We start from the raw sequence: 25,478 nt of genomic DNA, 5'->3' as shown, positions 1-25,478 counted from the left end.
TATAAGTGTTAAATCAAATTTAACAAAAGATTATTACCAAACTTCTATCCAACCCATAATATCTTAGTTACCTTATTCCAACAAAAATTCCCACTTCAGCATCCATCGGATTTTTGGCCTTTTCCCCGTACACCTCAAAATCAGCAATATAGGATCTATTTAAGTCAGTATTCCAGATTCTCTCCCAACCTTGATATACCACTCCATTCATTAAATTACCTTTAGCGGTTAATTTAAGATATTCACCTCCTTTAATAGTCAGTCCTCTCATTCCATCAGGAATCTCTTCAAGAGAATCCACTCTACAACCAACCAGAGTGGTGTAAGGTTTCATGTAATCACCCTCATAATCTGTATATACACCATAAAGGTCGTTACCAATTTTATTAGGGATTTTTGAGGCTATATCTTCCGAATAAAATCTACCCCAAAGCGCAGGAATATCTCTTGCCCCTTCACCATTTTGATTACTTGTTCTAACTGTTATCCCTATAACCGAGATGCCCTTAATCTGTTCTTTTTCCATAAAAATACTTCTTTAATGATTTCTTAGCACAAAAGTAGAGCGGCGATTTGACAACAGTATGTCAGGGGTTAGATTTTTCTTTACACAACTGGAAATATTCAGGCAGCGTTAATTTATGAGGCTCAAATATCTGTCCCAGCACCGACAAATACTTTATTCTATCTAATCTGAAAGACCTGTATTCATTACGGAGCCTGCAAAACGCAATCATTAGCCAATTGTCTTGAGTACTGTATACAGCAAATGGCTCCAACACTCTCGAAGTTTCGGCATTATCCTCTGCAACGTAAGTAATCTCTAACAGTTTAAAACCTGTGAGCGCAAGTTGAATTGAAGACAAATTGTTACTTGAACGGTCACTTTCAATGTTATTTCGTATCGCAATTCTTTCTGAAAGTAGATTTACATTATCCTTCGTATTGCTTTTCAGTACTGATTTTATCTTTGTTACGGCATCCGAATATTCATTAACAAACGAAATATCTTTATTCCTCAACACCAGCTGTTCTGCAGTGATTAATGCATTTGCCTGACTTTCTGTGAAGCTGATAGGCGGCAAACTATACCCATCAACAAGAGCGTATCCCTTCCCTTCTTGAGTAAATATTGGAATTCCACCATCTTGCAAACACCTGATGTCTCTGTAAATAGTTCTAATGCTTACATTAAATTTCTCAGAAAGATAGGTAGCAGTAGAGAGTCTTCTTGTTTGAAGCTGGGTAAGTATGGCTATAATCCTGGATAGTCTTGATGTTTCCCTTTGCATTGACAAATTTTAACCATCAAATATACATCCAATTAAGTACTCCATTTAAATTCATTCACCAACTGTTTTAAGTCAGCTTCAGTTACTTCAGAGGGACTTGAAAATTGTTTTTTCAATATATGCTTTGGAACATTCAATGAGCCATTATTTGTTCTGATAATTGCACCATTTTCGATTTGTTTATGCGCATGAAAATCGCCGATCATTGGATCTAACTCTGTAAGTCTGATCAGTAATTCGTAAAGTACGTATAAGGGTGTTGTCACGCCGCAAATATAGATTAACTGCATTTTAATGTGCAATTATCATTATGTTAACACATCCCAATCCCTTAACAATAGATTCATCACAATCAATACAGATAAGGCTATATTGCCATTCTTGATAATAATCAATTTTTAATGCTGACTTAATATTGACACCCTAATTTTATAGTAATCACCAAACATTAAGATTATGATCAGCACAAAGATTCTTTACAATGCTGTTTTCAAAACAGATCAGGTTGATGACCTTGATAAATTTCAACCTTTGCCTGAACCTGTTGGTAGTTACCCCTATCGATTAAACCTCGGAAACCGTTTAAGTGAAACTGTTCCAGGAAAAATGGTTTTTCATATGGTTGGTGATACCGGTGGACTAAAATCTGCTGACACTCAAAAACAAGTAGCCGAAAAAATGGCTGATCAACACTCAAATGCAAACAACGAACACGAAAAGCCAGCATTCTTATACCATCTAGGAGACATTGTATATCACTATGGTGAAGCAGAGCAGTACGATGAACAGTTTTTAAAACCATTCGAAGCCTATCCTGCACCTATTTATGCCATTGCCGGAAATCACGACACAGATATAAATCCAGACTGTGATTCACACTATGAAAGCCTCGAGGCCTTCTATACTGCGTTTTGTAATACCTGCCCTAAAACAATTCATTTCGGCACTGAAAGCAATAGAAAAAGCCAGGTTCAGCCACATGTGTTTTGGACAATGGAGTCTCCTTTGGCAACAATAATTGGCCTTCATACCAACGTCCCCAAATATGGCCACATTACTAAGGAACAAAAAAACTGGTTTATTAAAGAGTTGCAAAATGCAGCCAAGTTTCGTTCCGACAAAGCGATAATCGTTTGCATGCACCATGCTCCTTATTCGGCAGATACAAATCATGGATCAAGCAAACCAATGATAGAATTTTTAGAAAGTTCATTTGAAGAAGCAGGCGTAAAACCAGATATCATTTTTAGTGGCCACGTACATAACTACCAACGCTTTACTAAACAATATGAAGACGGAAAAACGCTTCCCTTCATTGTTGCAGGAGCTGGAGGTTTCGACGAATTGCACCAGCTTGCAGATCCTTTCGATAGTAATTACAGTACAAAAAGTGAATTATTCAATCAAGTTCAACTGGATAACTATTGTGATAACAGACATGGCTTTTTAAAAATATGTATTGAAAAAACACCTTTCAGTTTTAGCATACAAGGAGAATATTATACTGTATCAGATTTAAATGCTAATGAAGAAGCCACTTTATTTGACAGATTCACAATAGATTTGACAGGGCGATAACAAAAAGCAAACACTATAGCGATCCGATGATTTTTTAGTCTAGAAAAAATTATCTAACATTGGGCGCAATAGTTTTTCATGCAGACAGAATCATCAAATAAACGCGAAGACAATGAATTACTGACTAAGCTCAGGAATGGTGATCAAACTGCGTTTGCTGAAATCTATAATCAATACAGAAGCAAAATATTTGTTTATGCTTGCAGCCTCTGTAAATCACCTGATATTTCTGAAGAGATTGTTCAGGAGGTATTCATTAAAGTCTGGCAAAAAAGAGATCAGATTAATACCGAACTAAATTTTGGCGCCTATATTAAGAAAATCACGCTGAATCATGTACTAAATCACTTAAAAAAGGTTGCAAGAGAAAAAGCACTTCAACAACAGTTATTTGTCTTTATTGAAACTATCAGAAACAGTACCGAAGACAATCTTCTGGAAAAAGAATTATTGAGAACCTACGACGATGCTATTGCAAAATTACCTCCTCAAAAGAAACTGATCTACAATTTAAGTAGAAACGAGGACCTAAGTCACGATGAAATAGCCAAAAAGCTCAATATATCAAAGAATACTGTTAAAAATCATATGGTAGAAGCAACCCGTTTCATTCGCAATTATGTAAACCAAAATGGCAGTGTAATTTGTTTTCTCATTGCTGCCTCAAATTATTTTCGTTCGAACTAGTCCTATTGCTTCCCACAGTTGTATTAGATATAATCGGATTGAGCAGCGAAGCTCATTTCTTTTATGTAAAGCAAAGTGAAAGAAAAGCAAAAATTAGAGGATTTGTATAATTTGTACTTGAACAACAAGTGCACTTCCGATGAGTTGGAAGCATTTTTTAAGCTTTTAGATAGTGCAAGTGATGATCACGAGATCAAGGCACTAATGTCAACTACCTGGGATAACACACATACACTTCCCGATACAGATCTTATTCCTGATTTCATACCATTTGAGACTAAACAATTTAAATTAAATCCACCTAACAAAATGACCCTAAGGCTTCGCAGATTTGTTTCTGTAGCTGCAGCCCTCCTATTTATTCTTGGTGGTTTATACTTCTTTAAGTCTGACATCCTAAATATAATTACACCAGTTCATCAGCAACAGGTTCTTAGTTCAACTGGTGAACGCAAACAATTGCTTCTTGCCGATGGCACAAAGGTTTGGTTGAGTCCGAATAGCAAATTGAATTATCCAGATAAATTTAGAGGCGACCAAAGGTTAATTAGCCTTGATGGAGAAGCATTTTTTGAAGTTAAACACGATTCTAAGCACCCCTTCATTATTAAAACTGGTACTGTGAGTACAACAGTATTAGGAACAAGTTTTAATATTTCGGCATATCCAAAACACAACACAATAAATGTAACCCTGGTTACCGGTAAGGTAGCCGTGGCCCTAAAGGCCAACAACCAGAGCCAAAGTGAGATTATGTTACCAAATCAGCAAATTATTGTTGATAAAGCAAATGAAAAACTCACAAAGGTAGACTTCCCTGGTGCCGCATCTTTTTTAAACAAACGGTTAGGCTTGTTTGAATATAAAGGAGCGGTACTACAGGAAGTAATAAAAGATATTGAATTACAATACGGTATACAGATTCAATTAAAAACAGATTTAGCCGACAAAGCATTTTACGGCAATTTAAATATGAATGATAATATTGGCCAAACCCTAAACAAGTTGTGTTTGGTAATGGAAACTACCTGGGAAAGAAATGGAGGGCATTATGTGATCTTAAAATAAATGTCTGATCCTGAAGAACAGAACCAGACAAATATCTGAACCAATTTAAAATGTCCAAGCCTTGAGAACTATAGGACATAAGAAATCAATAATTAATTATAAAGTTATGAAACCTGTTTCAGCTTATCACTAATAATTTGAAATGATACTGTGACAATAAATGATTTTCCACGTCATAACTTACCAAACAACATACAAATGAAAAAAATTGAACCTGTTGGGTTCCTAACCTTTGTTGCCGTAATATTGCTACTACTTGTATTGGTGCAATCACGCGCACATGCCCAAGGCCCACTTGATAAAAAGCTAAGCATAAATTTAAAAGACGAGAAACTGAAGAGTGCACTAGATAAAATAACTGCTATCTGTGGAACAAAGTTTACTTACAATGAACAAGTTGCCCTAAGTACAATAAAAATCAGCGTGAATGCCAAAGAAAAGAGTCTAAAAGATGTATTAACAACTGCCTTTACAGACAAACCACTACAATTTAGCGTTCTTGATAAAGAAATCTTCATTCGTCTTGCACCTGAAAAAACAAAAAAGGTCGAAGCCGATCCGGCGGCAAATACGACTCAAAGCAAAGAAAAACATACCATTAGCGGAACCATCAAATCACAGAATACCGGAGAAACTTTAATTGCAGCCACAATTAGAGTTGTCGGGACAAGTATTGCAACAACAAGCAACGAGTATGGCTTTTATTCACTCACATTAACTCAAGGAAACTACAGTCTTGAAGTAAGTGCTATTGGCTCAAAACCTTATAAAAACACTATTGAACTAAACAAGAACACAAACCTGAATATCGCATTATCAGACGACGAGAACCTTCTGGAAACTGTTACCATTACCAGCAACTCTAGTCAAAGAAATATTCAAAATCCACAAATGGGAATGGAACGCCTAACCATTAGTGAAACAAAAGAAGTTCCTGTTTTAATGGGCGAACCTGATTTAATTAAAACATTACAGTTATTACCTGGCGTTAAAACTGCCGGAGAAGGTAATGGGGGAATGTTTGTTAGAGGTGGCAGTGCGGATCAGAATATGATTTTACTTGATGAAGCCCCTGTTTACAATGCATCTCATCTATTGGGTTTCTTTTCAACATTTAACTCTGATGCCATAAAAAATGTAACCCTCTATAAAAGCGGAATGCCTGCCCAATACGGAGGCGGCTTATCGTCAGTATTAGATGTTAAAATGAATGATGGAAACAATCAGAAGTTCGGTGTAAATGGTGGTGTTGGAGCAATTGCCGCCAGAATTAATGTTGAAGGACCTATTCAAAAAGAAAAATCTTCCTTTCTAATCTCCGCTCGCAGAACATATGTTGATATGTTTCTAAAACTCTCCAGTGATACCGCTATTAATAACACGCAGCTTTACTTTTATGATGTTAATGCCAAGGCAAACTACATCTTGGGAGACAAAGACAGGCTGTACATATCCGGTTATTTTGGAAAAGACGTATTAGCATCAGATAACCTATCAGGAATTAATTGGGGTAATGCCACTTCAACACTCCGTTGGAATCATGTTTTCAGCAACAAGTTATTCTCTAATACCTCGGTAATTTTCAGTAACTACAACTACAAAATCCAATCAAATACGGATGAAAATTCACTTACGCTCTTCTCTCAAATCCGTGACTGGAATTTCAAGGAAGATATGCAATGGTATGCCAATGAAAAAAACACGGTAAGCTTTGGTTTCAACTCGATATTTCACACCATAAAACCGGGTGAAGTACAAGCCACTGGCAATTCGGGTTTTATTTCTCAAAAACTTCAGAATAGATTCTCTTTAGAGAATGCCGTATATGCAAGCAACACATGGAAAGCAAGCGATGCCTTTAGCCTCACCTATGGCCTAAGAGTTTCTGCCTTCAGCATACTAGGATCTGGCGAATATTATACTATTGATGGTTCAGGTAATGTAACCGGCTCAACCAGCTATAAAAGAGGCGAAATCGTAAAAACTTATGTAAACTTAGAACCTCGCCTTTCAGCGGCACTTCAGGTAAATGAGTCGGCATCTGTAAAAGCTTCCTATGTTAGAAATGTTCAAAATCTGCATCTAATTTCCAATTCTAATGCAGCATCACCCACTGATAGATGGGTAGCCAGCACCAACATCATTAAACCTGAATTGAGTGACCAGGTTTCGATTGGATACTATAAGAATATTGGGAACTCCTATGAGTTCACAGCAGAAACTTATTACAAGACGCTAAAAAATCAAATTGATTACCGCAATGGGGCAGATATATTCACCAATAGACCTATAGAAACCCAGTTACTATTTGGTAAAGGACGTGCCTATGGCCTTGAGTTATTGTTAAAAAAGAAAGCGGGTAGATTAACCGGTTGGCTAGGTTACACGTTATCAAAAACAGAAAGAAAAATTGATGGGATAAACAACAATGAGTGGTATAATGCCCGTCAGGATAAAACTCACGATATTTCTTTTGTCAGCATGTATAAGCTAAGCCAGAAATGGACTGTTTCTGCTAATTGGGTGTATTCTACAGGTAACGCAGTTACTTTTCCAAATGGAAAATACAAGCTTCTTGGACAAAGCTATTTCTATTTCTCAGAACGCAATGCTGATCGTATGCCAAGCTATCACAGATTAGATTTAGGAGCAACCCGCTTATTAAAGCAAACCAAAAAGTTCTCATCTGAATTAAACTTTAGCTTATACAATGCTTATGGTCGTAAAAATCCTTTCCGCATTACTTTCCAGGATAGTGAATCAGATCCAAACAGAACGGAAGCTTTAAGAACTACATTGTTCAGATTTATTCCATCAATCTCTTACAATTTTAAATTTTAACCAATGAAGATTATATATCGTACAATACTTTTTTCTATGATTGCATTTCTATGGTCATGCGAAGATGCTATTGACCTCAAACTTAAAGACAACACCCCAAAATATGTAATTGAAGGTACAATTACCAATGAACCTGGAGTATGTAAAGTAAACGTTAGTAAAACAAAGAACTTTGGCGATGACAATCAATTTAACGGGGTTGGTGGTGCATTAGTAAAAATTGAAAACAACGGCACCACAATTTTGTTATCGGAAACAAGCAAAGGTGTTTACGAAACTGACAGAATTAATGGAACTCCAGGTCAAACCTACCACTTAACCGTAACTACTGACAATGAAACTTTTACGTCTTCCAGTACAATGCCGGAACCAGTACCTTTCTTAGATTTTACATTAAAAACAGCTGATTATGACACTTTGAGGACCACGCCAATGGTAAAATTTAAGGATATTTCGGGCATCAAAAATTACTACTGGTTTCAGCAATATATCAACGATAAAATTCAGCGCCAGTACAAAGTATTTAATGATGAATTTACAACTGGACAGGAAGTGAACGATTATCTTGTATTTGAAAATACTACCAAAGACCGCAGCAAGAACATTGTTAAGGGCGATCGGTTAACAGCAGAAATGCATTGTATTGATGCTGCCGTTTATCTTTACATGTTTAGCCTCTCCAATGCGAATGGGTCTTCTGATGGAGCAGCTCCTGCTAACCCGGTAACCAACATTGCTGGTGGAGCCATAGGATATTTTAGTGCACATACTGTTCAACGTAAAACAATAGTAATTCCGTAAATTAATAGAAAAGAACCAGAAATGACAGATTTGGATAAAAGTATAACAGTTGGAGCACTATTTGGCTTCGTCATTCTACTTACCTTGTTTGAAATGTACTTTAGTTACGTACACGATAAAAAACATTATCAAAAACGTGATACCCTTACCAATGTATACCTGATGGCTAGCGCCTTTGTTATCAATATCCTTACAAAAGCGGGAACCTTTATGTTGCTTCAATATTTCTATGTTCATTATCGTTTATTTCAAATTTCCAACACACTGGTTTATTGGATTGTGCTAATTCTGGCTCAGGACTTTTTATACTGGTTCTTACATTATACTGGGCACTATGTTCGTTTCTTTTGGGCAATGCACGTTACCCATCATTCTTCAGAACATTTTAACCTTACCACTGGGTTCAGGTCTACAGTATTTGAACCTCTATACAGGGTATTCTTCTATTTGCCCTTGGCACTAATGGGATTTAATGCTTTTGATATTCTGTTTGCCTATCTGGTTACTCAGATTTATGGCAACATTGTACATACCAAATCTGTTGGAAAACTACATCCGATAATTGAATATCTTTTTGTTACACCTTCTCATCACCGTGTTCATCATGCCAGCAATGTACGCTACCTTGACAAGAACATGGGGATGGTTTTGATCCTATGGGATCGGATATTTGGAACATTCCAGGCAGAGGTAGCCGAAGAAGAAATAAAATATGGATTAACCACACAACCTGAGGATGTAGGCCCTGTAAATATCATTTTCCATGAGTTTATTGCACTCTATGCTGATGTTAAAAAAGCCCCTACATTTAAAGATAAATTAAAATATATCTTTTATCCTCCGGGCTGGAGCCACGATGGCAGCACACAAACAGCACGGGTAATGCAACGGCAATTATAAAACCATTTTAGCTTTTACTTCATTAATTTTTGAAAGATACACTTCAAGAAGCGCGGGATTTACAATCCCCGCTTCCTGATCAAAGTTCTCATAAAATGAAGGCAATGAAAAGGTTGCCAATACATCAGCACCTAGCTTAGGAAGCCTCACTACCGCTGCATTCATCACATTACCACCTCCAAATCCTCCGGGCGAAGTACTCATTAGCAACATTGGTTTATTTTGAAAAAACTTGCTATTCGTACGTGAGCACCAATCCATTACATTCTTAAAAGCCGTGCTATAACTGCCGTTATGCTCTGCCAAAGAAAGTACAATCAAATCTGTTGCGGATATGTGATCTATAAGTTTATATGCCTTATCCGGATAACCATCATTTGCTTCCCTATCTACAGAGAACAGCGGCATCTCAAAATCATTTAGATCCAGCAATGTAACATCATGTTCCTTAAAAAAAGAGGTGGTATGAATAACCAATTTACGATTAATTGACTGGTGACTACTGCTTCCTGCAAAGGCTAAAATCTTCATTCTATATATTTAGTTCTTAATATTTCTACTTTGGTCCGGCAATGGAACAAAATCAGTTTCTCCCGGCACTGGGGCAAAAGACTGTGAAACCCATTTTGCCTTTGCCTCCTCAATTCTTTCGCGGGTTGACGCTACAAAATTCCAATAAATAAAACGTTCTTCAGGAAAAGGTTCTCCACCAAATATGTAAATAGTCGAATTTTCAAGCATTACAAATTCGCAAAGCTTGCTGTCCTTGGCAACCAATAGCTGTTTAGGCTCAAAAACATGCCCCTCACTTTCAATTCCACCCTCAAGTATATACAATGCACTTTCACCAAACAAATCCTTACCTATCTTAACCGTCTGCTGTTTAGTGTTTTTTAACTCCAAAAAATAAAGCGGACTATATACCGGAACAGGCGAAAAATGGCCAAATACATTACCGGCAATAAGTTTAAAGTCAATCCCATTTTCTGTCCAACGTGGAATTTCCTCTTCGTTAAAATGAAAAAACTCAGGATCCATTTCCTCCAGAACCTTTGGCAAAGCAACCCATATCTGCAAACCATGGAGCATTTTATTTGAAGTTCTTAAATAAACCGGAGTTCTTTCAGAATGAACAATACCACTCCCTGCAGTCATCCAGTTTACCTGCCCTGGGTGAATTTCAGTTTCATTACCCAAACCATCTTTATGTGTAATTGCTCCTTCAAAAAGATAGGTTAAGGTAGAAAGTCCAATATGGGGATGAGGAGGAACATCCAGATTCTCATGATCACTTAAACATGTTGGCCCCATGTGATCTACAAAAGCAAACGGCCCCACCATTCTTTTTTCACGAAAGGGCAAGAGTCTGCCTACCATAAAATTACCAATGTTACTTGGTCTTTCTTCGATAATCAAGTGAATATTTGACATGTTATTTATAAGATTTTAACTGTTAGAATTAACAGTTGGGTTTGAAGTAATGCTTCGTGAATTTACATGAATTCGCTTACTATTACAAGATTTTTCAATAAAATCAGAAGAGGGTGCATCATAAATTATGACCACCCTCTTTCTTATTTTCGTCATCCTGAATTTATTTCAGGATCTCTCTTGAGCATTTTTTCATATAAGTTATTACTTATCCCACCATACTCTACCGGTTAGTTTATCTCCGCCCGGTACTGCATCTGAAGCTGCTTTATAGTTAACTCCATTTTTCGCACCCTCCTCCACAGGATAAGGAAAACGACGAGGAATAGTACCATTGGTAGCATTACCAGGATACACAACCGGCACCAATGTAGGGAATCCACTTCTACGCCAATTAGCCCATGTTTCATAAAAATCAAGCATGGTATTCGTATGCGCCCAATACTGATTATTGATCATTTCTAAACCATTAGCCGCATTGTAAGGATGTGAATTAACATAAGCCTCGGCAACACCTTCAGTAATGGCTAGCGATGCATCATACTGATCTAAAAAAGTAATTGCAGCCTTAACGCCAAGTTTATAATGATCAGCCGCTGTACCGGCAATACCCCATCTCTGAGCTGCCTCTGCCAACAATAATTCACTTTCGGCGTAGGTTAGAATAAAAGTTACCCCATTTTGCTTTATCATCGCAGGATTTGGAGAAGAGTAATCAGGAAAACTTGTAAACGATGCATCCTGTCTAACATCTCTACCTGCCAACCCACTCAAATCTTTACCATTTGGCATTCCTTTTTGAACATTAGGATTTGCATCATAAGCAGGATTTTGGTTTTTCTTTCCTTCATCTAAATACAGCTTAGTTACCGCAACCTTTTCCAAACGAGGATCATTATTGTTTTTCAAAAAGTCGATAAATGTTTTTGACCATTTAACATAGTAGTTTTCTTGTCCACCATCACCAAGCAATACCTGGCTGTTTCTATTTTGGGTTACCCTTGCTCCTGCTGCATCATGTGCAAGGAAAGCATTGTCTTTGTTATCAATCATCGTTTTACCAACAACCTTTTGAACATATGTTTTTGCTGTGGCCTCATCAACTTTAGTTAACCTCATTGCCAAACGTAACATCAAAGTATTGGCAAATCTTTTCCATTGTACAATGTTCCCATGATAAATAACATCCCCGGTTACCGCATCTCCTGTCTCATTTAAAGCGGTTGAAGCTTCTTCTACTTCTTTTAGCAAATCCATGTAAATAGCTTGCTGTTTATCATATTTAGGAGTAAAATTACCGGTATACACCCCAAGTCCGGCTTCTGAATAAGGGACATCACCATACAAATCTGTAAGACGTTCAAAAATCAGCGCTTTCCAAATTCGGGCTACCTGGTACACATTATTAAATTTCGGTTTACCTTTCGCATATTCAACAACATCAACAATTGGTCGCACCTGTTCAATATAAGCGCCTACGCTTCCATTACCCCAATATGCAGCAGTATATCCTTCATTCAAAAGATATTTATCGCCAGCCCAATAGCTTATTACTGTAGAAAAACCTTGCATCATTGTAGCAGAGTAAATTAAATTTCCCCTCCAGGTATCATATGCAAAATCTATACTTCCTGTATAAGTGAGCTGTGCTGATGTTAATGTATAATTTGGGTCAAAACTAGTCGGACCATAAGCAACAGGATTGGTATTGATATCTTTAAAATCTTTTGTACAACTTGCCCCTATCAGAACAGTAACAAGTAATACCAGGCTATATTTGTTTAATATTTTCGTTTTCATTTCTCTTGATCTTTAAATAATTAAAACTTAACACTTAGGTTTACGCCAAAAGTTCTCACTGGCGGCACTCCACCTAACTCCATTCCCGGAAAAGTAGCATTGTAGCTAGATTCAGGATCGATGTTGTCTGTTTTTTTCATCAGAATAAATAAATTCCTTCCAACCAGACTTACATTTAAGCTTTTCACTTTGTTATTAAACATTTTCGCAGGGAAATTATAACCCAGCGTCAGTTGCCTGAATTTGATAAAGCTCGCATCCTGCACAAATTTATTAGATACATTATTAGCTGTATTTTCATAGAATTTGGCGGCGTTATTACCAAGAGTTTCACGATCTACGAGCGTGTTTTTATGTAATCCAAAAATATATCCATAGTAATCAGTTGCCGAAAACACCTTACCTCCCCATTTCCCATCAATAAGGAAAGAAAGAGTTACCCCTTTATAGATAAACTCATTATTCCATCCTGCAAACCATTTATTATAGGCTGAACCATAGGCTTTCAAATCACCACGAGAGGGTTCCCCCAAAGCGTCCTTTAAAATGGCGCCATTGGCGTCATACTTATAATCGTAAGCCATTACCTGCGCAGCAGCCAATCCCGGTATATTTTGTAAAAAACCAACACCGGATCTTGAAGTTGCTAAAAGTTGCGAGGGCAATCCTTCTGCCAAAGAAAGCACTGTATTATCATTGTAAGTACCATTCAAAGACGAAGTCCAGGTAAAGTCTTCATTTTTTAGTACAACTCCAGAAATCAGAGCTTCAACACCCTTATTTTCAATCTCCCCAGAGTTTAACACTGCTCCGGAATACCCGGTTGTACTTGATGTGGTAACAACGGAAATCTCATCTTTAGATTTCTTTTTGTACCAGGTCATATCTAAATTTAAACGATCACCAAAGAATCTTAACTCGGTACCAATTTCCAGCTCAGTTGCCTTAGAAGCTTTCAGTCCTGGATTAGGAATACTCAGGTTATTAATGATACCTAAAGGATTTCCGTTCAATGTTTCACTTCTAAAACCATAAGTAAGCAAGGTTTGATAAGGATCAGTTGCTTGACCAACAATAGCATAACCCGCCCTTAATTTACCAAAGCTAAGGAAGGAAGGCTTCCACAATTCTGAGAACACAAATGAACCACTCACAGAAGGATAAAAAACACTTAGTTTATTATCCTTACCAGGAGTTGCAAGTGTAGAGAACCAATCCGACCTACCACTACCGGTTAAATAAAGTATATCCCTGTAAGAAAGTTCTAAAGTACCATACACAGAGTGAGTTTCCGATTCACTTTCTACATGCCCAACTGATTTATTTTTAGCATTTAAGATATTATAAACTCCAAACACAGCAAAATTAGTCCCATTATTAGTGGTTTGATTTATCCTGGTATTTCTAAAACTCGCACCAACGTTAGGGGTAACAGTAAACTCATCAGCAACCGTAAATGACTTCCCTAGCAATACGTCAGCATTAACGTCTGCAAACTTAGTTTGCTGTTCCGCAATTTTTCCCGGCTCATAATAAGCCGTACCAGATGGAACTACATTTTTATAAGTATCCGAATAAGCATCACGACCTGCACGACCTTGAATAAACAGGCCATTATCAAAATTATAACGGGCATTGAAAGAGCTAATTAACCGCTCACGTTTAGTATTATTAACAAACTCGTTTGCAGCAAACCATGGATTGGTAGCAAATGCATTTCCTGTGTTATACTGCAACTCATTTCCATCCGCATCTTTCCCTGGCTTAAGGCTATTTACGCTAACGCTGGTTGGCAAAAACACAACATTGTAATTGGCGTTACCGGCACCGTCAGACACCATTGGTCTGTTTTTCGCCTGCTCTAAAATATAATTAGAACGTGCATCAATATTTAAACGTTTAATTGGTTCAAATGTACCTACCAGATTAAACGATTGCCTGTTTAAACCCGAATTCGGAACAACTGAATTATTATGCACATCATTGGCAGAAAAACGAATTGCTCCACCTTCAAATGTTTTGTTCAAAGCAAGCGTATTCGACCACGTACCACCGTTGCTATAAAAGTCCTTTACATTATTGCGCTGAGCTGAATATGGTCTCGAAACACCATCAAACTGAACCACGCTAGTTCCATCCAATTTTGCACCCCAACTTGAACCGCCAACTTGTGCAGCGCCAGCTTTATCTAAAGGTTTTGTTCCGTTAGCCCCTTGCCCATAAACATACTGCCAATCGGTTCGGTTCATTACCTGTTCTACAACATAATTGCTGTTAAAGTCAACGCTGTTCCCTTTACCACTTTTTGTTGTGATGAGAATAACACCTGCTTTAGCTCGTGAACCATAAAGTGCCGATGCCGCAGCCCCCTTTAACACTGAAATACTTTCAATATCATCAGGATTTAAATTACCAATAGCATCTCCAAGATCCGGGGCATTATCATACTGACTACCTGAGTTTCCATTTGGATTTATATTATTTAAACCAGTTGGCTTATTTTCCATTGGCACACCATTAATTACATATAATGGCTGATTACTTTGGCTAAGACTGGATACACCACGAATGGTAACACTTGTAGCCGAACCCGCGCCACCCGAGGTTGAACTAATATCTAAACCTGCAACTTTACCAACTAAGGCATTGGCTACATTGTTTTCTCTGGCTTGAGTTAACGATTCGCCCTGAACCTGAGAAACAGAATATCCCAGCGCCCTACGTTCCTTTTTAATACCTAAAGCTGTTACGACAACCTCGTTTAACAACTTGGTATCTTCAGTTAATACAATTTGTAAATCTGCTTTGCCGTCAACAGGTATTTCCTTTGTTTGAAACCCTGCAAATGAAACTACTAAAACTGCATTCGGAGGTGCGGCTATTGAAAACTTACCACTTATATCCGTTGAAGTCCCCGCTCCCGTTCCTTTAATTCTAACAGTAGCCCCCGGCAAAGGCCCACCATTCGAGTCCTTGACAATACCACTGACTCTCACGTCCTTTTTTCGGCTGATTACAATCAGCCCTGCTCCGGAAACAGAATAATTTAAATTGGTGTTGTTAAATATTACAGCTAAAACATCTGTAACTAAAGTGTTTTTTACCGACAATGTGATATCCTTGTTTATAGGAACATTTGACGAACTGTACACAAAATGATAATCACTTTGCTCTTCAATAATTTTCAAAACCTTGCCCAGCTTCGCCTTTGTAACATCTAACGATATCTTTTGCTGCGAAAAGACAGATGCCGAGACATTGAGACATGTGATAAAAATTATAATACAGATTAGTTTCATTAAAATAATGAATTTTAAGAACATCCTTGCATGAGGACGCACTTGCAGTAAGTAATAATTAATCATATTTTTGTTTTTTTGGTTGCTTTAGTATTTGGCAGCAATCTGTTTGCGCATAAAACTGCCATTTGCTTATATCAAAAAAATTATTGGGGCGGTGCGTCAACACCGTCCCTTTCTAATTTATTTAGATATGGTAATTTGATTCCCTTTTATTTCATATTTAAAATGTTCTGCTTTTTGTAATGCGATTAATGCCTGCTCTATATTTTCTTGCCTAAATGTTGCTGTAAAGTGATACTTTTCAACTTCGTGATCCTTAAATACAATCTCTACATTAAACCATCTCTCTAAATCACCCTTAACTTCAGCAAAAGATTGATCTAAAATTTCCAGTCTGTTTTCAGTCCAGGCCATCTCCATGATTGTGCTATCGTTAACTTTAGTATATTGATTAATTGCGATTTGCGGATGTACTACAGTAGCTTTCTGCGATTTGATTTTATCAGGCAACTCTTCAATCTTTTTATAAAAAGTAACTTTCTGACTTGGCCTCAAAGTTATAGAGCTCCCTTTGGTGCCCTTGCCTTCCATTACAATTAAGCCTTTAATCAGCACTGTTTCGGAAGTTGCCTCTCCCGGATATATTTTCACATTAAATGAAGTACCAAGTACATTGATATCGAAATCCTCAGTATGTACTTTAAAAGGCTTATTCTTATTGTGGGTAACATCAAAAAATGCCTCTCCTACCAAATTAACCTCTCTGTTTTTATCATTGAAATGCTTATCCACAGTTAATACACTTTTTGCATTAAGCAAAACCACAGAACCATCAGGCAAAGTGATTTTTTTCTTCTCGCCACCTTTTGTACTAAAATGAGTGATTAAGCTAGCGTTTGGGATAGCTTCTTTAGGATTATTTTTATAGATAACTGCAATGCCGACAATAACCAGAATTGCAGCTGCAATTTTTAGCCACAGATAATTTTTGCGGATAGGGATAATACTGGCCTCTTGCTGAGGTTCAATATTATTTTTCAAGAGATCTACCTGTTTATTTAGTGGTTTTTTATTTCCACTTAGTATCACATACAAGCGTTTAGCTTCTGCAATTACGGCCTCCTGCTCAGGATGTGCTTTAATATAGTTTTCCCAGTAGCTGATGCAAAGTTTATCGGTACCTGCACAATATAGCTGGAAGGTATTATCTACTAGAAAGTCTTCAACATTGAAAAGACTACGATCAATCATAATATTTGGCTTTTATAATACCAGTGCCAAAAAACTTATGTTTTTCCTAAGGAAATTTTACTTTTTTTTTATTTTACACGAATAATATTGCTTTTTTGATTGTATCCTAGTCATTTTGATTGCATTCTCGTCATCCTGAATTTATTTCAGGACCCCTCAAGAGAAAAGTAGCATAGCAGGTGTGAGATCCTGACCGCGAAGAAGCTGCGAAGCAAAATAAATTCAGGATAAACGACCGCCTTAGCAAAGCGTTAATCTTTCAACTCCTTACGCAAAATCTTAAGCGCATCATAAACCGTATTATACGCAGTTTTTATAGTTTGTTGAGTTTGCTCAGCTATTTGCTCATAGCTCAATCCATCAAAGAACTTTAAATGAATCAATTGTTTTTGTCTGAAGGTTAATTTCTCTAATGCAGTTTTCAGTTTATACCTTACCAGTTCATCAGTTTGAACTTTTACAATAAACTCCTCGTACGACATCTCCATCCACTCCCCTTCGGCACCTGCGTTTTGCAAAGCGTCATTAATTTTACGCTTACGCTCCAGCAATCGTAAAATCTTACGTTTTAAAAATGTACGTAGATAAGCCGGCACATTATCAACTCTGTTTAGTTGTTCATGTTTTTCCCAAATGGTAATGAATACCTGATCAGTTGCCTCACCTGATGTTTCAGCATCTCCGCAAACACGGATACCAAAATTAACGAGATCATAATAGAGAGCTTTATAGAGATCAAAAAATGCCCCATTATCACCTCCACGGATACGTTCCCATAATAAATGATGCAAGAGCTTATTCTCCATTTGGTTAATTTAGATTAAGACAATGTTAAGAAAATCCATGGAATATTTACGCGATGTAATCTTATTTATTCTTCTTAATCAATGCGATAAGCAAAAACGTACAAACTACCCTCAAGACGTCGATTCCCGCTTAATCAAGCTCGATTTTAGGATGTGATTTCCGTTTGGCTCAAAATACTTTTTATCTAATATTTTGAACAAAATATCAGCAGCCTCTTTTCCAATTTCAAAAGCGGGCTGTTCTATTGTAGTTAACGATGGATTTAAAAGCGGAGCAGTATTGAGGTTAGAAAAGCTTATTATTTTTAAATCTCTCGGAATATTTAAGTTTAACTCTCGGGCAACATAATAACATGGCAATGCCAAATCTTCAATTGAAGAAATTATAGCATCAGGTTTCTCAGAAGACACCATTGCCTTTATATTTTCATAATTCTTGCTAATGTCTTTATCGTAGTTAACCACCATTGCATCAGTATAAACCATGCCATACTCTTCTAAAGCTTTTTTATAGCCGGCAAACCTATTTTTACCTGTTACCAGATTATTAAGCGCAAATAAATAGGCAATTTTTTTACAGCCACCTTCTATCAAATGGCGAGTAGCATTGTAAGCACTGTCATAATCATCGGTAGTTATTTTAACCGCATCTATATCTTCAAAAACCCTATCGAAGAAAACAACGGGTATCTTTTTAACAAGCTCTTTAAAATGGTCGTTATTATTTGTGTTGCTCGATACCGATATCAAAATCCCATCTACCCTACCACTCAGCAAGCTATCAGTAAAAGCAATTTCTATTTCGCTGTTTTCATGCGTTTGATAGATCAGCACATGATAATCACGTTTCCTGGCAATTTCTTCAATACCATTTATAGCCAATGAAAAGAAGTTATTGGCAATCTCCGGAATAATAACAGCTATGGTTTTTGTTTTATGACTGCGAAGATTACTCGCCGAAGGATTACGCTGGTACTTTAATTTCTTAGCCAGATCCCAAACCTTTTGCTTGGTTTCTAAACTAATCTCATAACTGTCATTTAATGCTTTTGAAACAGTGGCAATAGATATATTTAACTCTTTGGCTAGCGTTTTTACAGTTACGGTTTCCTTCATATAAACAGCAATTTGGATGATGATTTAGCAAAAGGCGGCTATTCACTTAAACGTATTCGTAAATAAAATGGCCGCTTAAACTCAGAATTAATATTTTTATATACACTTTTAATAAGTAAGACCACCCCGAGGTTTTGCCTTTAACCAAATGTAACATAATTAATTTAACTCATTTATATGAGGGAAACTGATTTAGCGCAAACCAAATATGAATCACCTTGACATAGCCGATTATGTAGTTTTCTTTATTTATTTTATTGCGATAGCCGGCTATGGCTATTACATTTATCATAAGAAAAAAACCACCTCCAATAGTGCGAAGGATTTTTTCCTGGCAGAGGGTTCGCTCACCTGGTGGGCTATCGGAGCATCGCTTATTGCCTCAAATATTTCTGCAGAGCATTTCATTGGGATGTCTGGCTCCGGCTTTGCACTGGGACTTGCTATTGCTTCTTACGAGTGGATGGCAGCCGCAACATTGATCATTGTGGCCATTTTTATCATCCCGGTATATCTTAAGAACAAGATATTTACCATGCCGCAGTTCTTATCAAAGCGGTATAACGATCAAGTAAGTACAATTATGGCTGTATTCTGGTTATTGGTGTATGTTTTTGTGAATCTTACTTCTATCATTTACCTGGGTGCATTAGCCATCTCCTCTATATCACCCATCAGCTTCGAATGGAGCATCGTGGGACTCAGCATCTTTTCAATGGTGGTCACTTTAGGAGGAATGAAAGTTATTGGTTATACCGACGTGATCCAGGTACTGGTCCTGATCTTTGGCGGTTTAATTACCACATATCTTGCCCTTTCTTTACTTTCCAGAGAATATGGATTTGGCGAGGATATCTTTAAGGGTCTATCTATCTTAAGAAAGGAAGCACCAGATCATTTTCACATGATATTTGATTCGTCTAATAAATACTATAAGGAACTGCCGGGGTTGTCTGTATTAATTGGCGGCATGCTGATCAACAATTTGGCATACTGGGGCTGCAACCAGTACATCGTACAGCGTGCATTAGGCGCTGATTTAAATACGGCACGTAAGGGTATTTTATTCGCAGCGTTTTTAAAATTACTTGTACCGATAATCGCCGTCCTTCCGGGAATTGTGATGTATGTGCTTCACAATAAAGGTTTATTTATTACGGAAATGTCAGATGGAGGTGTATTGAAACCCGATCATGCTTATCCAACCTTAATGAATTTATTGCCGGCAGGTTTAAAAGGCGTGGCATTTGCTGCCCTTACAGCGGCCATTGTTGCTTCATTGGCAGGTAAAGCAAACAGTATATCTACAATTTTTTCGCTTGACATTTATAAAAAATACTTCAACAAAACAGCGTCTGATAAAAAGATGGTGAATGTTGGCCGATGGGCGGTTGTGATTTCTATGCTGGCTGCTGCGATTGTAACACCATCCTTAAAATCACTTGATCAGGCTTACCAATTTATCCAGGAATATGTAGGCTTTATTTCACCAGGAGTACTGGCTATATTCTTGCTGGGCTTTTATTGGAAACGCACCACAACTGCGGCAGCTATGACGGGAGCCCTGATTACAATTCCACTTTCAACTGTGTTAAAGTTTCTGCCTGTTTGGACAAATGGTGCCTTCCCCGATTATCCTTTCCTCGACAGAATGGCTATTGACTTTGTAGTCATTGTGATCCTGATGATTGTGATCAGTTTGAGCAGGCCTCAAAAAATTGCTAATGAAAATGCAATTGAAGTGGACACCTCTATGTTTAAGGTCAGCACTAGTTTTGCCATAGGCTCTATTCTTATTATGGGCATACTTACTGCTTTATACACGGTATTTTGGTAAAAAATAAATAGAATAAATTATTAACTATAAAAAATAAGCATTATGAAAGAGTCAAGAAAAGAGGAACTATCTCCATTGTCTAGCCTCGATGTGTGGGAGGACGATGTACTAAAAAGATACCCGGAACCCGGCGTACCTGAAAAAAAGAAGGAAGAATTCAGAAACTATGATAGTCCCGAAAACGATTCAGTACGAGAGTTCTATCGCTTGAACCACAAGTACCAAACCTATGGTAATGTACTTGCAAAAAAGGCTAACTTTTTACAGTTTGATAAAAAAGAAATGCCGTGGTGGGCAGCAATGGAATACCTGAACACATTAATTGATGATTCAGATCCTGACACATCATTAGATCAGCTACAACATTTATTGCAAACCGCTGAGGCTATCCGTGCCGATGGTCATCCGGATTGGTTTGTACTAACTGGCTTTATACATGACCTTGGCAAGGTGTTATGCCTATTTGGCGAGCCTCAATGGAATGTTGTTGGCGATTCATTTCCTGTAGGATGTAAGTTCTCGGATAAGATCGTGTATCCTGATTTCTTTTCGGATAATCCCGATAGTACTGATGAGCGCTACAACACAAAATATGGTGTGTATACGCATCAATGCGGATTAGATAATATTCATATGTCGTGGGGTCACGATGAGTACCTTTACCATATCACTAAAGATCACTTGCCCGAAGAAGCTCTATACATGATTCGCTACCACTCGTTTTACTCGCAACACCGCGAACATGCTTACGATCATTTGCTAAACGCTCATGACCACGAGATGTTTAAATGGGTAGATAAGTTTAATCCTTACGATCTGTATTCAAAAAGCCCTAAACCACCGGTTGTGTCAGAATTAAAACCATATTACGAAGATCTGATTGCTAAATATCTACCGGCAACAGTTAAGCTTTAATTTAATTCATAATATTTAATGAGGGTATCCAAAAAAGTTTAATTACTACTTGGATACCCTTATGATATAAGCACATGTAAACTAGAGTTTTGGCCTACTTTTAATTCTCATATCTTAAGACATCCAGTTACCTTTGTCAATGGTCATGTTAATTGCTTTCCAAACATTTCCATTCACTTCTGATTCAAATGTTTTATTAGGATTTACAGCAAATCCAACTTTTTCGTAGCATTTTATAGCACTGGTATTCCAATCGTAAACATTTAGCTCTACGTTTTCTTTATCAAGTTTAATGAACGAAATATTCAAAAGCTCGTTTATTATTTGCTGTCCTATCCCTTGCCCCCGCTTTGTTTTATCGCCAATAAGAACCCTACAAATTCTAACCGTTTTTTCATCATCTGATTGAAAAAGCTCGGCATGTCCAATGGCATTCCCACCTGATTCGATGACTTTAAACAAATGCCGATTTTTATCGTTTCTATATTCTTTCAGTTGTTCAATTGTTAATGGAAAAGAGAATAATGGTCCACCAAACTGAACCAGCATTTCTTCAGTATTGACCCAATTAATCAGTCTATTAAAATCGTTTTCATCAAATTGCTCAAATGTTATCATTGCTTAAACAAGGTCTTTAAAATTTGTTTAAAAACCAAACAAATAGTATTTCGACTATAAAAACACTAAGCGTTCAAATAAAAACTAACAAGGGTATTCTAACACTTATTTAACCGCCTCATCTAAATGTCTGAGCTAAATCTAGTCTGCGTCTGAGCTAAATCTGAGTTTTGAGTGACACCACAATCATCGCAGCATGAGTCCACGTCTAGTCCACCTTTTTTCTAGTAAAACGTGGACTAGACGTGGACTCACTGTGGACTGACTGTGGACTGACTCTAGCCACGAATGCCATCCAGATCAGTCAGATTTCCCCGATCAAACTAAACTAGCACCACCTCTTTTTAAAAAGTTTGACTATCAGTATATTTACAATAGATCAACCCATATTATCTGAACTCTCAAACTATGAAAACTCAGGCTGCTCACCTTGTAACAAGTATTCTTATTTGTGTTCTCCTTAATCTTTTAAATATTACATCAGGTTTTTCTCAGGCTACCCCTAAACAAAATCTAAATGAGATTATTGTCCAACTTAATTCGCAAAACGATACCCTTTCAGCCGAAAAACTATATCTACAAACCGATAAGCCAACATATCTGGCCGGAGACACCCTTCGGTTTAAAGCTTATTTACTGAATGCATCCTTTCTTAACTATTCAACTAAAAGTGGCGTACTTTATTTGGAACTTTCAAACGACAGCAACAGACTAATTCAACGAATTATGGTTCCTGTAATGATGGGAGTAGCTTATGGCAGTATACCACTAGAAAAAGAGATGATGCAAGGTGGATATACTTTAACAGGATACACCAACTGGATGAGAAATTTCGGAGAGAGCTACTTGTTTAAAAAACATTTTTATATCGGCAATAATGCAGGCTCAGAGTGGCTGATCAATTACAATACTCACTTAATAAAAGATTCCGGCAAAGACAAAATTGACATGGGTTTAAAGATCAATCAGTTTGACAAAGCCCCAATTGGCTTACGAGAAATGCAGGTGAGCATAATGGATGGTAAAAGAACATGGTTTAAAGACAAAGTTGAAACAAGTTTGGATGGTGTTTTAAAGCTAACTTTTGACCTACCGGAGAAGGCGGATGCAAAAAACATTACGCTAGGCATACAGGATCTGCGTAAAAGTCAAGGTAGTCGGAAATTAATGATTCCGATTATCCTTAACCGACCTGAAAAAATTGATTTACAGTTTATGCCCGAAGGCGGAAAGCTAGTAGCAGGTCAGCGAGCTAATGTCGTTTTTAAGGCATTAAAAGAAGATGGCTATGGAGCAACGGTATCTGGTAAAATCTACAATAGTAAGCAACAGGAAATCACCACTTTTACAACTAGTCATGTAGGGATAGGTGCATTTAGTTTCGAACCTGAAGACTTAGAAACTTATACTGCCAAAATACAATTGGCCGATGGGAAATATCAAACCTACTCCCTCCCATCTGTTGAAAGCACGGGCATCACATTAAATGTTATCAATCGTTTTAAAAATGATACATGTGAGGTAACGCTTACCCCTACTGCAGATATACTTGCAAGCAACAACACCTATTACCTAATTGGCATGGCTAGGAATACGGTTTGCTGGGGTGGATTAGTTAAGTTTAATAAAGCTCCCCTTAAGTTTATTTTAGACAAACAGATTTTCCCGAGTGGCATAGTTCGCCTCATTTTAATGAATGAGAGCAAAATGGGATTAAATGAACGTTTGTTTTATAACGATCGTGGTGATAATCTGAATATTAAATTAGATTCAGATAAAAGCCTGTACCAACAAAGAGATAGTATTTCTTTAAATGTTAAAGTGAGTGATAGCGCCGGGAAGCCATTGCAAGGTACATTTTCACTCGCAGTAACAGATAATGGACAAGTTACAATAGATAGCATTGCTGACCGTTCAATTGTAAGCTATATGCTACTAACCTCAGACTTAAAAGGAAAAGTAGAAAGTCCGGGATATTATAATGATGCCGTAACTCATCCCGAAAAATGGCAACACCTTAACAACTTGCTATTGGCGCAGGGTTGGGCAGGTTACGACTGGACTCAGGCCTTTAAGCCTGCTAAACCTTTTGTTTACCCCAATGAGGAAGAGTTTTTAATAAAAGGAAAAGTTCTCAACGCCTTCAACAAACCGGTTGCAAAGTCAGCAATTACGCTATTCTCAAAAAAACCTTTATTGGTGTTAGATACGCTTACCGATAATAAAGGGAATTTTATTTTCAGAGGAATTACTCCTATTGACACCCCTTCTTTCTTTATTAGTGCTAAAAACAAGAAAGGGAAAAGCTTTAATGTGGGTATTGAGGTAGAAGAGTTTAAGCCCCCTGTTTTCTCACCAGTCACTGATCGTATCATACCGTGGTTTGTAAATATTGATACTGGCACTTATCAAACTGTAAATAATCAGGTGGCTTTAAAAAAAGAACAATTGCGGGTTACTGGAGGTAATATGCTTAAAGAGGTAATCATAAACGCCAAAAAGGTCATTAAAGACTCTAAAAATTTAAATGGCCCGGGTGGCGCAGATGTCATTATTGATGAAGAACAACTAAAAAAAGCAGGCAGAACTACACTCGGCGAACTTCTGGAAAAAAACGTAAAGGGATTTGGTGTAAAGATAGACAAAATGGGAAAAATGCATTACAGAGTATATACCATGTTACTTCATCTGGTTATAGATGGTGTAAATACTGAATTTTTCATTTCACCTGAAACACCGCGCTACCAATACCTCAAAGATATTTTTGCGTATTATGATGCTGAAGAGATTAAGGGAATTGAAGTGATGGTGACTGGTAAATATCAAATGAGTTATACAAGTACCTACCTCAATCCGATAGTTGATGTACCATGGGATCATGCATTTGTTGAAGTAACTACACGTGGAGGAAAAGGACCTTTCATGAGAAAAAGTATTGGCACTTATCTGTACAAGCCAATGCCGTTTATTCTTCCAAATGAATTTTATAGTCCAAAATACACTGCTGGTAGCGTGGCTGATATGTCCGACATCCGCTCAACAATATATTGGGCACCAAATATCATCACCGATAAGGATGGCAAAGCGACGATTAAATTTTATGCTGCTGATAATCCTGGGACTTACACGGTGGTTATAGAAGGAACCGATTTGCAAGGGCACTTGGGCACTAATAGGAAGCAGATTATAGTTAAAAAACGTAATGATTCTCCACAATCTACTATCGCTCCTTAGG

At 37.3% G+C, this 25,478-nt stretch carries 20 protein-coding genes; 9 read left to right on the top strand and 11 right to left on the bottom strand.

Translation table 11 applies throughout. The features are described from left to right. Positions 1-67 precede the first annotated feature (67 nt). From HQN83_RS11750 to HQN83_RS11740, 3 genes are all read right to left on the bottom strand, one after another. Positions 68-526 carry a GyrI-like domain-containing protein gene (locus tag HQN83_RS11750; protein WP_173090522.1) on the bottom strand — a complete coding sequence of 153 codons (459 nt, stop codon included), beginning with the start codon at positions 524-526 and terminating at the stop codon, positions 68-70. A 61-nt stretch (positions 527-587) separates the two neighbouring features. Beyond that, positions 588-1,292 carry a helix-turn-helix transcriptional regulator gene (locus HQN83_RS11745; protein ID WP_173090521.1) on the bottom strand — a complete coding sequence of 235 codons (705 nt, stop codon included), beginning with the start codon at positions 1,290-1,292 and terminating at the stop codon, positions 588-590. A 32-nt stretch (positions 1,293-1,324) separates the two neighbouring features. Beyond that, positions 1,325-1,558 carry a hypothetical protein gene (locus HQN83_RS11740; protein ID WP_173090520.1) on the bottom strand — a complete coding sequence of 78 codons (234 nt, stop codon included), beginning with the start codon at positions 1,556-1,558 and terminating at the stop codon, positions 1,325-1,327. A gap of 190 nt (positions 1,559-1,748) precedes the next feature. On the opposite strand from HQN83_RS11740, the gene HQN83_RS11735 reads away from it, so the two are divergent. The 6 genes from HQN83_RS11735 (at position 1,749) to HQN83_RS11710 (ending at position 9,167) form a co-directional block, all read left to right on the top strand. Continuing rightward, positions 1,749-2,870 (top strand): metallophosphoesterase family protein, encoded by a 1,122-nt coding sequence (locus HQN83_RS11735; RefSeq protein WP_173090519.1) that lies wholly within the window; start codon positions 1,749-1,751, stop codon positions 2,868-2,870. Positions 2,871-2,948: 78 nt separating this feature from the next. After that, positions 2,949-3,557, top strand: a complete 609-nt coding sequence (locus tag HQN83_RS11730) for an RNA polymerase sigma factor (RefSeq protein WP_173090518.1) — start codon at positions 2,949-2,951, stop codon at positions 3,555-3,557. Between the two features lie 75 nt (positions 3,558-3,632). Then, a complete protein-coding gene (locus HQN83_RS11725) occupies positions 3,633-4,625 on the top strand; it encodes a FecR family protein (RefSeq protein WP_173090517.1) in 993 nt (330 codons plus the stop codon). Between the two features lie 198 nt (positions 4,626-4,823). Further along, positions 4,824-7,466, top strand: a complete 2,643-nt coding sequence (locus HQN83_RS11720; RefSeq protein WP_173090516.1) for a TonB-dependent receptor — start codon at positions 4,824-4,826, stop codon at positions 7,464-7,466. A gap of 3 nt (positions 7,467-7,469) precedes the next feature. Then, complete coding sequence (locus tag HQN83_RS11715) at positions 7,470-8,267, top strand: DUF4249 domain-containing protein (RefSeq protein WP_173090515.1); 798 nt, start codon at positions 7,470-7,472, stop codon at positions 8,265-8,267. 21 nt (positions 8,268-8,288) lie between these two features. Continuing rightward, the gene (locus tag HQN83_RS11710) at positions 8,289-9,167 is read left to right on the top strand and encodes a sterol desaturase family protein (RefSeq protein WP_173090514.1); all 879 of its coding nucleotides are present in this window, start codon (positions 8,289-8,291) and stop codon (positions 9,165-9,167) included. On the opposite strand, the gene HQN83_RS11705 is transcribed toward HQN83_RS11710, so the two are convergent. From HQN83_RS11705 to HQN83_RS11675, 7 genes are all read right to left on the bottom strand, one after another. Beyond that, positions 9,162-9,698, bottom strand: coding sequence for an NADPH-dependent FMN reductase (locus HQN83_RS11705; RefSeq protein WP_173090513.1), 537 nt, complete (start codon positions 9,696-9,698; stop codon positions 9,162-9,164). The two genes, HQN83_RS11710 and HQN83_RS11705, sit on opposite strands and share 6 nt — an antisense overlap. A 9-nt stretch (positions 9,699-9,707) precedes the next feature. Beyond that, entirely contained in the window at positions 9,708-10,598 is an 891-nt protein-coding gene (locus HQN83_RS11700) for a pirin family protein (RefSeq protein ID WP_173090512.1), read from the bottom strand. A gap of 204 nt (positions 10,599-10,802) precedes the next feature. Further along, positions 10,803-12,398: a SusD/RagB family nutrient-binding outer membrane lipoprotein gene (locus HQN83_RS11695; protein ID WP_173090511.1), complete on the bottom strand. Its 1,596-nt coding sequence runs from the start codon at positions 12,396-12,398 to the stop codon at positions 10,803-10,805. A 20-nt stretch (positions 12,399-12,418) separates the two neighbouring features. Continuing rightward, positions 12,419-15,763: a SusC/RagA family TonB-linked outer membrane protein gene (locus HQN83_RS11690; RefSeq protein ID WP_246254464.1), complete on the bottom strand. Its 3,345-nt coding sequence runs from the start codon at positions 15,761-15,763 to the stop codon at positions 12,419-12,421. Positions 15,764-15,880: 117 nt separating this feature from the next. Further along, positions 15,881-16,951 carry a FecR family protein gene (locus tag HQN83_RS11685; RefSeq protein WP_173090510.1) on the bottom strand — a complete coding sequence of 357 codons (1,071 nt, stop codon included), beginning with the start codon at positions 16,949-16,951 and terminating at the stop codon, positions 15,881-15,883. Between the two features lie 251 nt (positions 16,952-17,202). Further along, complete coding sequence (locus tag HQN83_RS11680; RefSeq protein ID WP_173090509.1) at positions 17,203-17,757, bottom strand: RNA polymerase sigma factor; 555 nt, start codon at positions 17,755-17,757, stop codon at positions 17,203-17,205. A 111-nt stretch (positions 17,758-17,868) separates the two neighbouring features. Then, on the bottom strand, positions 17,869-18,873 hold the full coding sequence (locus HQN83_RS11675) for a LacI family DNA-binding transcriptional regulator (RefSeq protein ID WP_173090508.1): 1,005 nt from the start codon (positions 18,871-18,873) through the stop codon (positions 17,869-17,871). Positions 18,874-19,081: 208 nt separating this feature from the next. On the opposite strand from HQN83_RS11675, the gene HQN83_RS11670 reads away from it, so the two are divergent. Both HQN83_RS11670 and HQN83_RS11665 read left to right on the top strand, forming a co-directional pair. Further along, a complete protein-coding gene (locus HQN83_RS11670; RefSeq protein ID WP_173090507.1) occupies positions 19,082-20,710 on the top strand; it encodes a sodium/sugar symporter in 1,629 nt (542 codons plus the stop codon). A gap of 42 nt (positions 20,711-20,752) precedes the next feature. Further along, the gene (locus HQN83_RS11665; protein WP_173090506.1) at positions 20,753-21,625 is read left to right on the top strand and encodes an inositol oxygenase family protein; all 873 of its coding nucleotides are present in this window, start codon (positions 20,753-20,755) and stop codon (positions 21,623-21,625) included. 114 nt (positions 21,626-21,739) lie between these two features. Here the strand turns inward: HQN83_RS11665 and HQN83_RS11660 are convergent, their stop codons facing one another. Further along, a complete protein-coding gene (locus HQN83_RS11660; protein WP_173090505.1) occupies positions 21,740-22,243 on the bottom strand; it encodes a GNAT family N-acetyltransferase in 504 nt (167 codons plus the stop codon). Positions 22,244-22,651: 408 nt separating this feature from the next. On the opposite strand from HQN83_RS11660, the gene HQN83_RS11655 reads away from it, so the two are divergent. Then, positions 22,652-25,477: a hypothetical protein gene (locus HQN83_RS11655; RefSeq protein WP_173090504.1), complete on the top strand. Its 2,826-nt coding sequence runs from the start codon at positions 22,652-22,654 to the stop codon at positions 25,475-25,477. The last annotated feature ends 1 nt before the right edge of the window (position 25,478 follow it).

The sequence above is a fragment of the Pedobacter foliorum genome (assembly GCF_013266735.1).
GTDB lineage: Bacteria > Bacteroidota > Bacteroidia > Sphingobacteriales > Sphingobacteriaceae > Pedobacter > Pedobacter foliorum.
The sequence above is the reverse complement of the archived record's forward strand: the minus strand, read 5'-3'. Positions and strand labels throughout refer to the sequence as shown.

What these genes read in the sequence shown, in the direction of transcription:
- HQN83_RS11750 (WP_173090522.1), bottom strand. Translation starts at nt 526, where the DNA reads ATGGAAAAAGAACAGATTAAGGGCATCTCGGTTATAGGGATAACAGTT.
- HQN83_RS11745 (WP_173090521.1), bottom strand. Translation starts at nt 1,292, where the DNA reads ATGCAAAGGGAAACATCAAGACTATCCAGGATTATAGCCATACTTACC.
- HQN83_RS11735 (WP_173090519.1), top strand. Translation starts at nt 1,749, where the DNA reads ATGATCAGCACAAAGATTCTTTACAATGCTGTTTTCAAAACAGATCAG.
- HQN83_RS11730 (WP_173090518.1), top strand. Translation starts at nt 2,949, where the DNA reads ATGCAGACAGAATCATCAAATAAACGCGAAGACAATGAATTACTGACT.
- HQN83_RS11720 (WP_173090516.1), top strand. Translation starts at nt 4,824, where the DNA reads ATGAAAAAAATTGAACCTGTTGGGTTCCTAACCTTTGTTGCCGTAATA.
- HQN83_RS11715 (WP_173090515.1), top strand. Translation starts at nt 7,470, where the DNA reads ATGAAGATTATATATCGTACAATACTTTTTTCTATGATTGCATTTCTA.
- HQN83_RS11710 (WP_173090514.1), top strand. Translation starts at nt 8,289, where the DNA reads ATGACAGATTTGGATAAAAGTATAACAGTTGGAGCACTATTTGGCTTC.
- HQN83_RS11705 (WP_173090513.1), bottom strand. Translation starts at nt 9,698, where the DNA reads ATGAAGATTTTAGCCTTTGCAGGAAGCAGTAGTCACCAGTCAATTAAT.
- HQN83_RS11700 (WP_173090512.1), bottom strand. Translation starts at nt 10,598, where the DNA reads ATGTCAAATATTCACTTGATTATCGAAGAAAGACCAAGTAACATTGGT.
- HQN83_RS11695 (WP_173090511.1), bottom strand. Translation starts at nt 12,398, where the DNA reads ATGAAAACGAAAATATTAAACAAATATAGCCTGGTATTACTTGTTACT.
- HQN83_RS11690 (WP_246254464.1), bottom strand. Translation starts at nt 15,763, where the DNA reads ATGATTAATTATTACTTACTGCAAGTGCGTCCTCATGCAAGGATGTTC.
- HQN83_RS11685 (WP_173090510.1), bottom strand. Translation starts at nt 16,951, where the DNA reads ATGATTGATCGTAGTCTTTTCAATGTTGAAGACTTTCTAGTAGATAAT.
- HQN83_RS11680 (WP_173090509.1), bottom strand. Translation starts at nt 17,757, where the DNA reads ATGGAGAATAAGCTCTTGCATCATTTATTATGGGAACGTATCCGTGGA.
- HQN83_RS11675 (WP_173090508.1), bottom strand. Translation starts at nt 18,873, where the DNA reads ATGAAGGAAACCGTAACTGTAAAAACGCTAGCCAAAGAGTTAAATATA.
- HQN83_RS11670 (WP_173090507.1), top strand. Translation starts at nt 19,082, where the DNA reads ATGAATCACCTTGACATAGCCGATTATGTAGTTTTCTTTATTTATTTT.
- HQN83_RS11665 (WP_173090506.1), top strand. Translation starts at nt 20,753, where the DNA reads ATGAAAGAGTCAAGAAAAGAGGAACTATCTCCATTGTCTAGCCTCGAT.
- HQN83_RS11660 (WP_173090505.1), bottom strand. Translation starts at nt 22,243, where the DNA reads ATGATAACATTTGAGCAATTTGATGAAAACGATTTTAATAGACTGATT.
- HQN83_RS11655 (WP_173090504.1), top strand. Translation starts at nt 22,652, where the DNA reads ATGAAAACTCAGGCTGCTCACCTTGTAACAAGTATTCTTATTTGTGTT.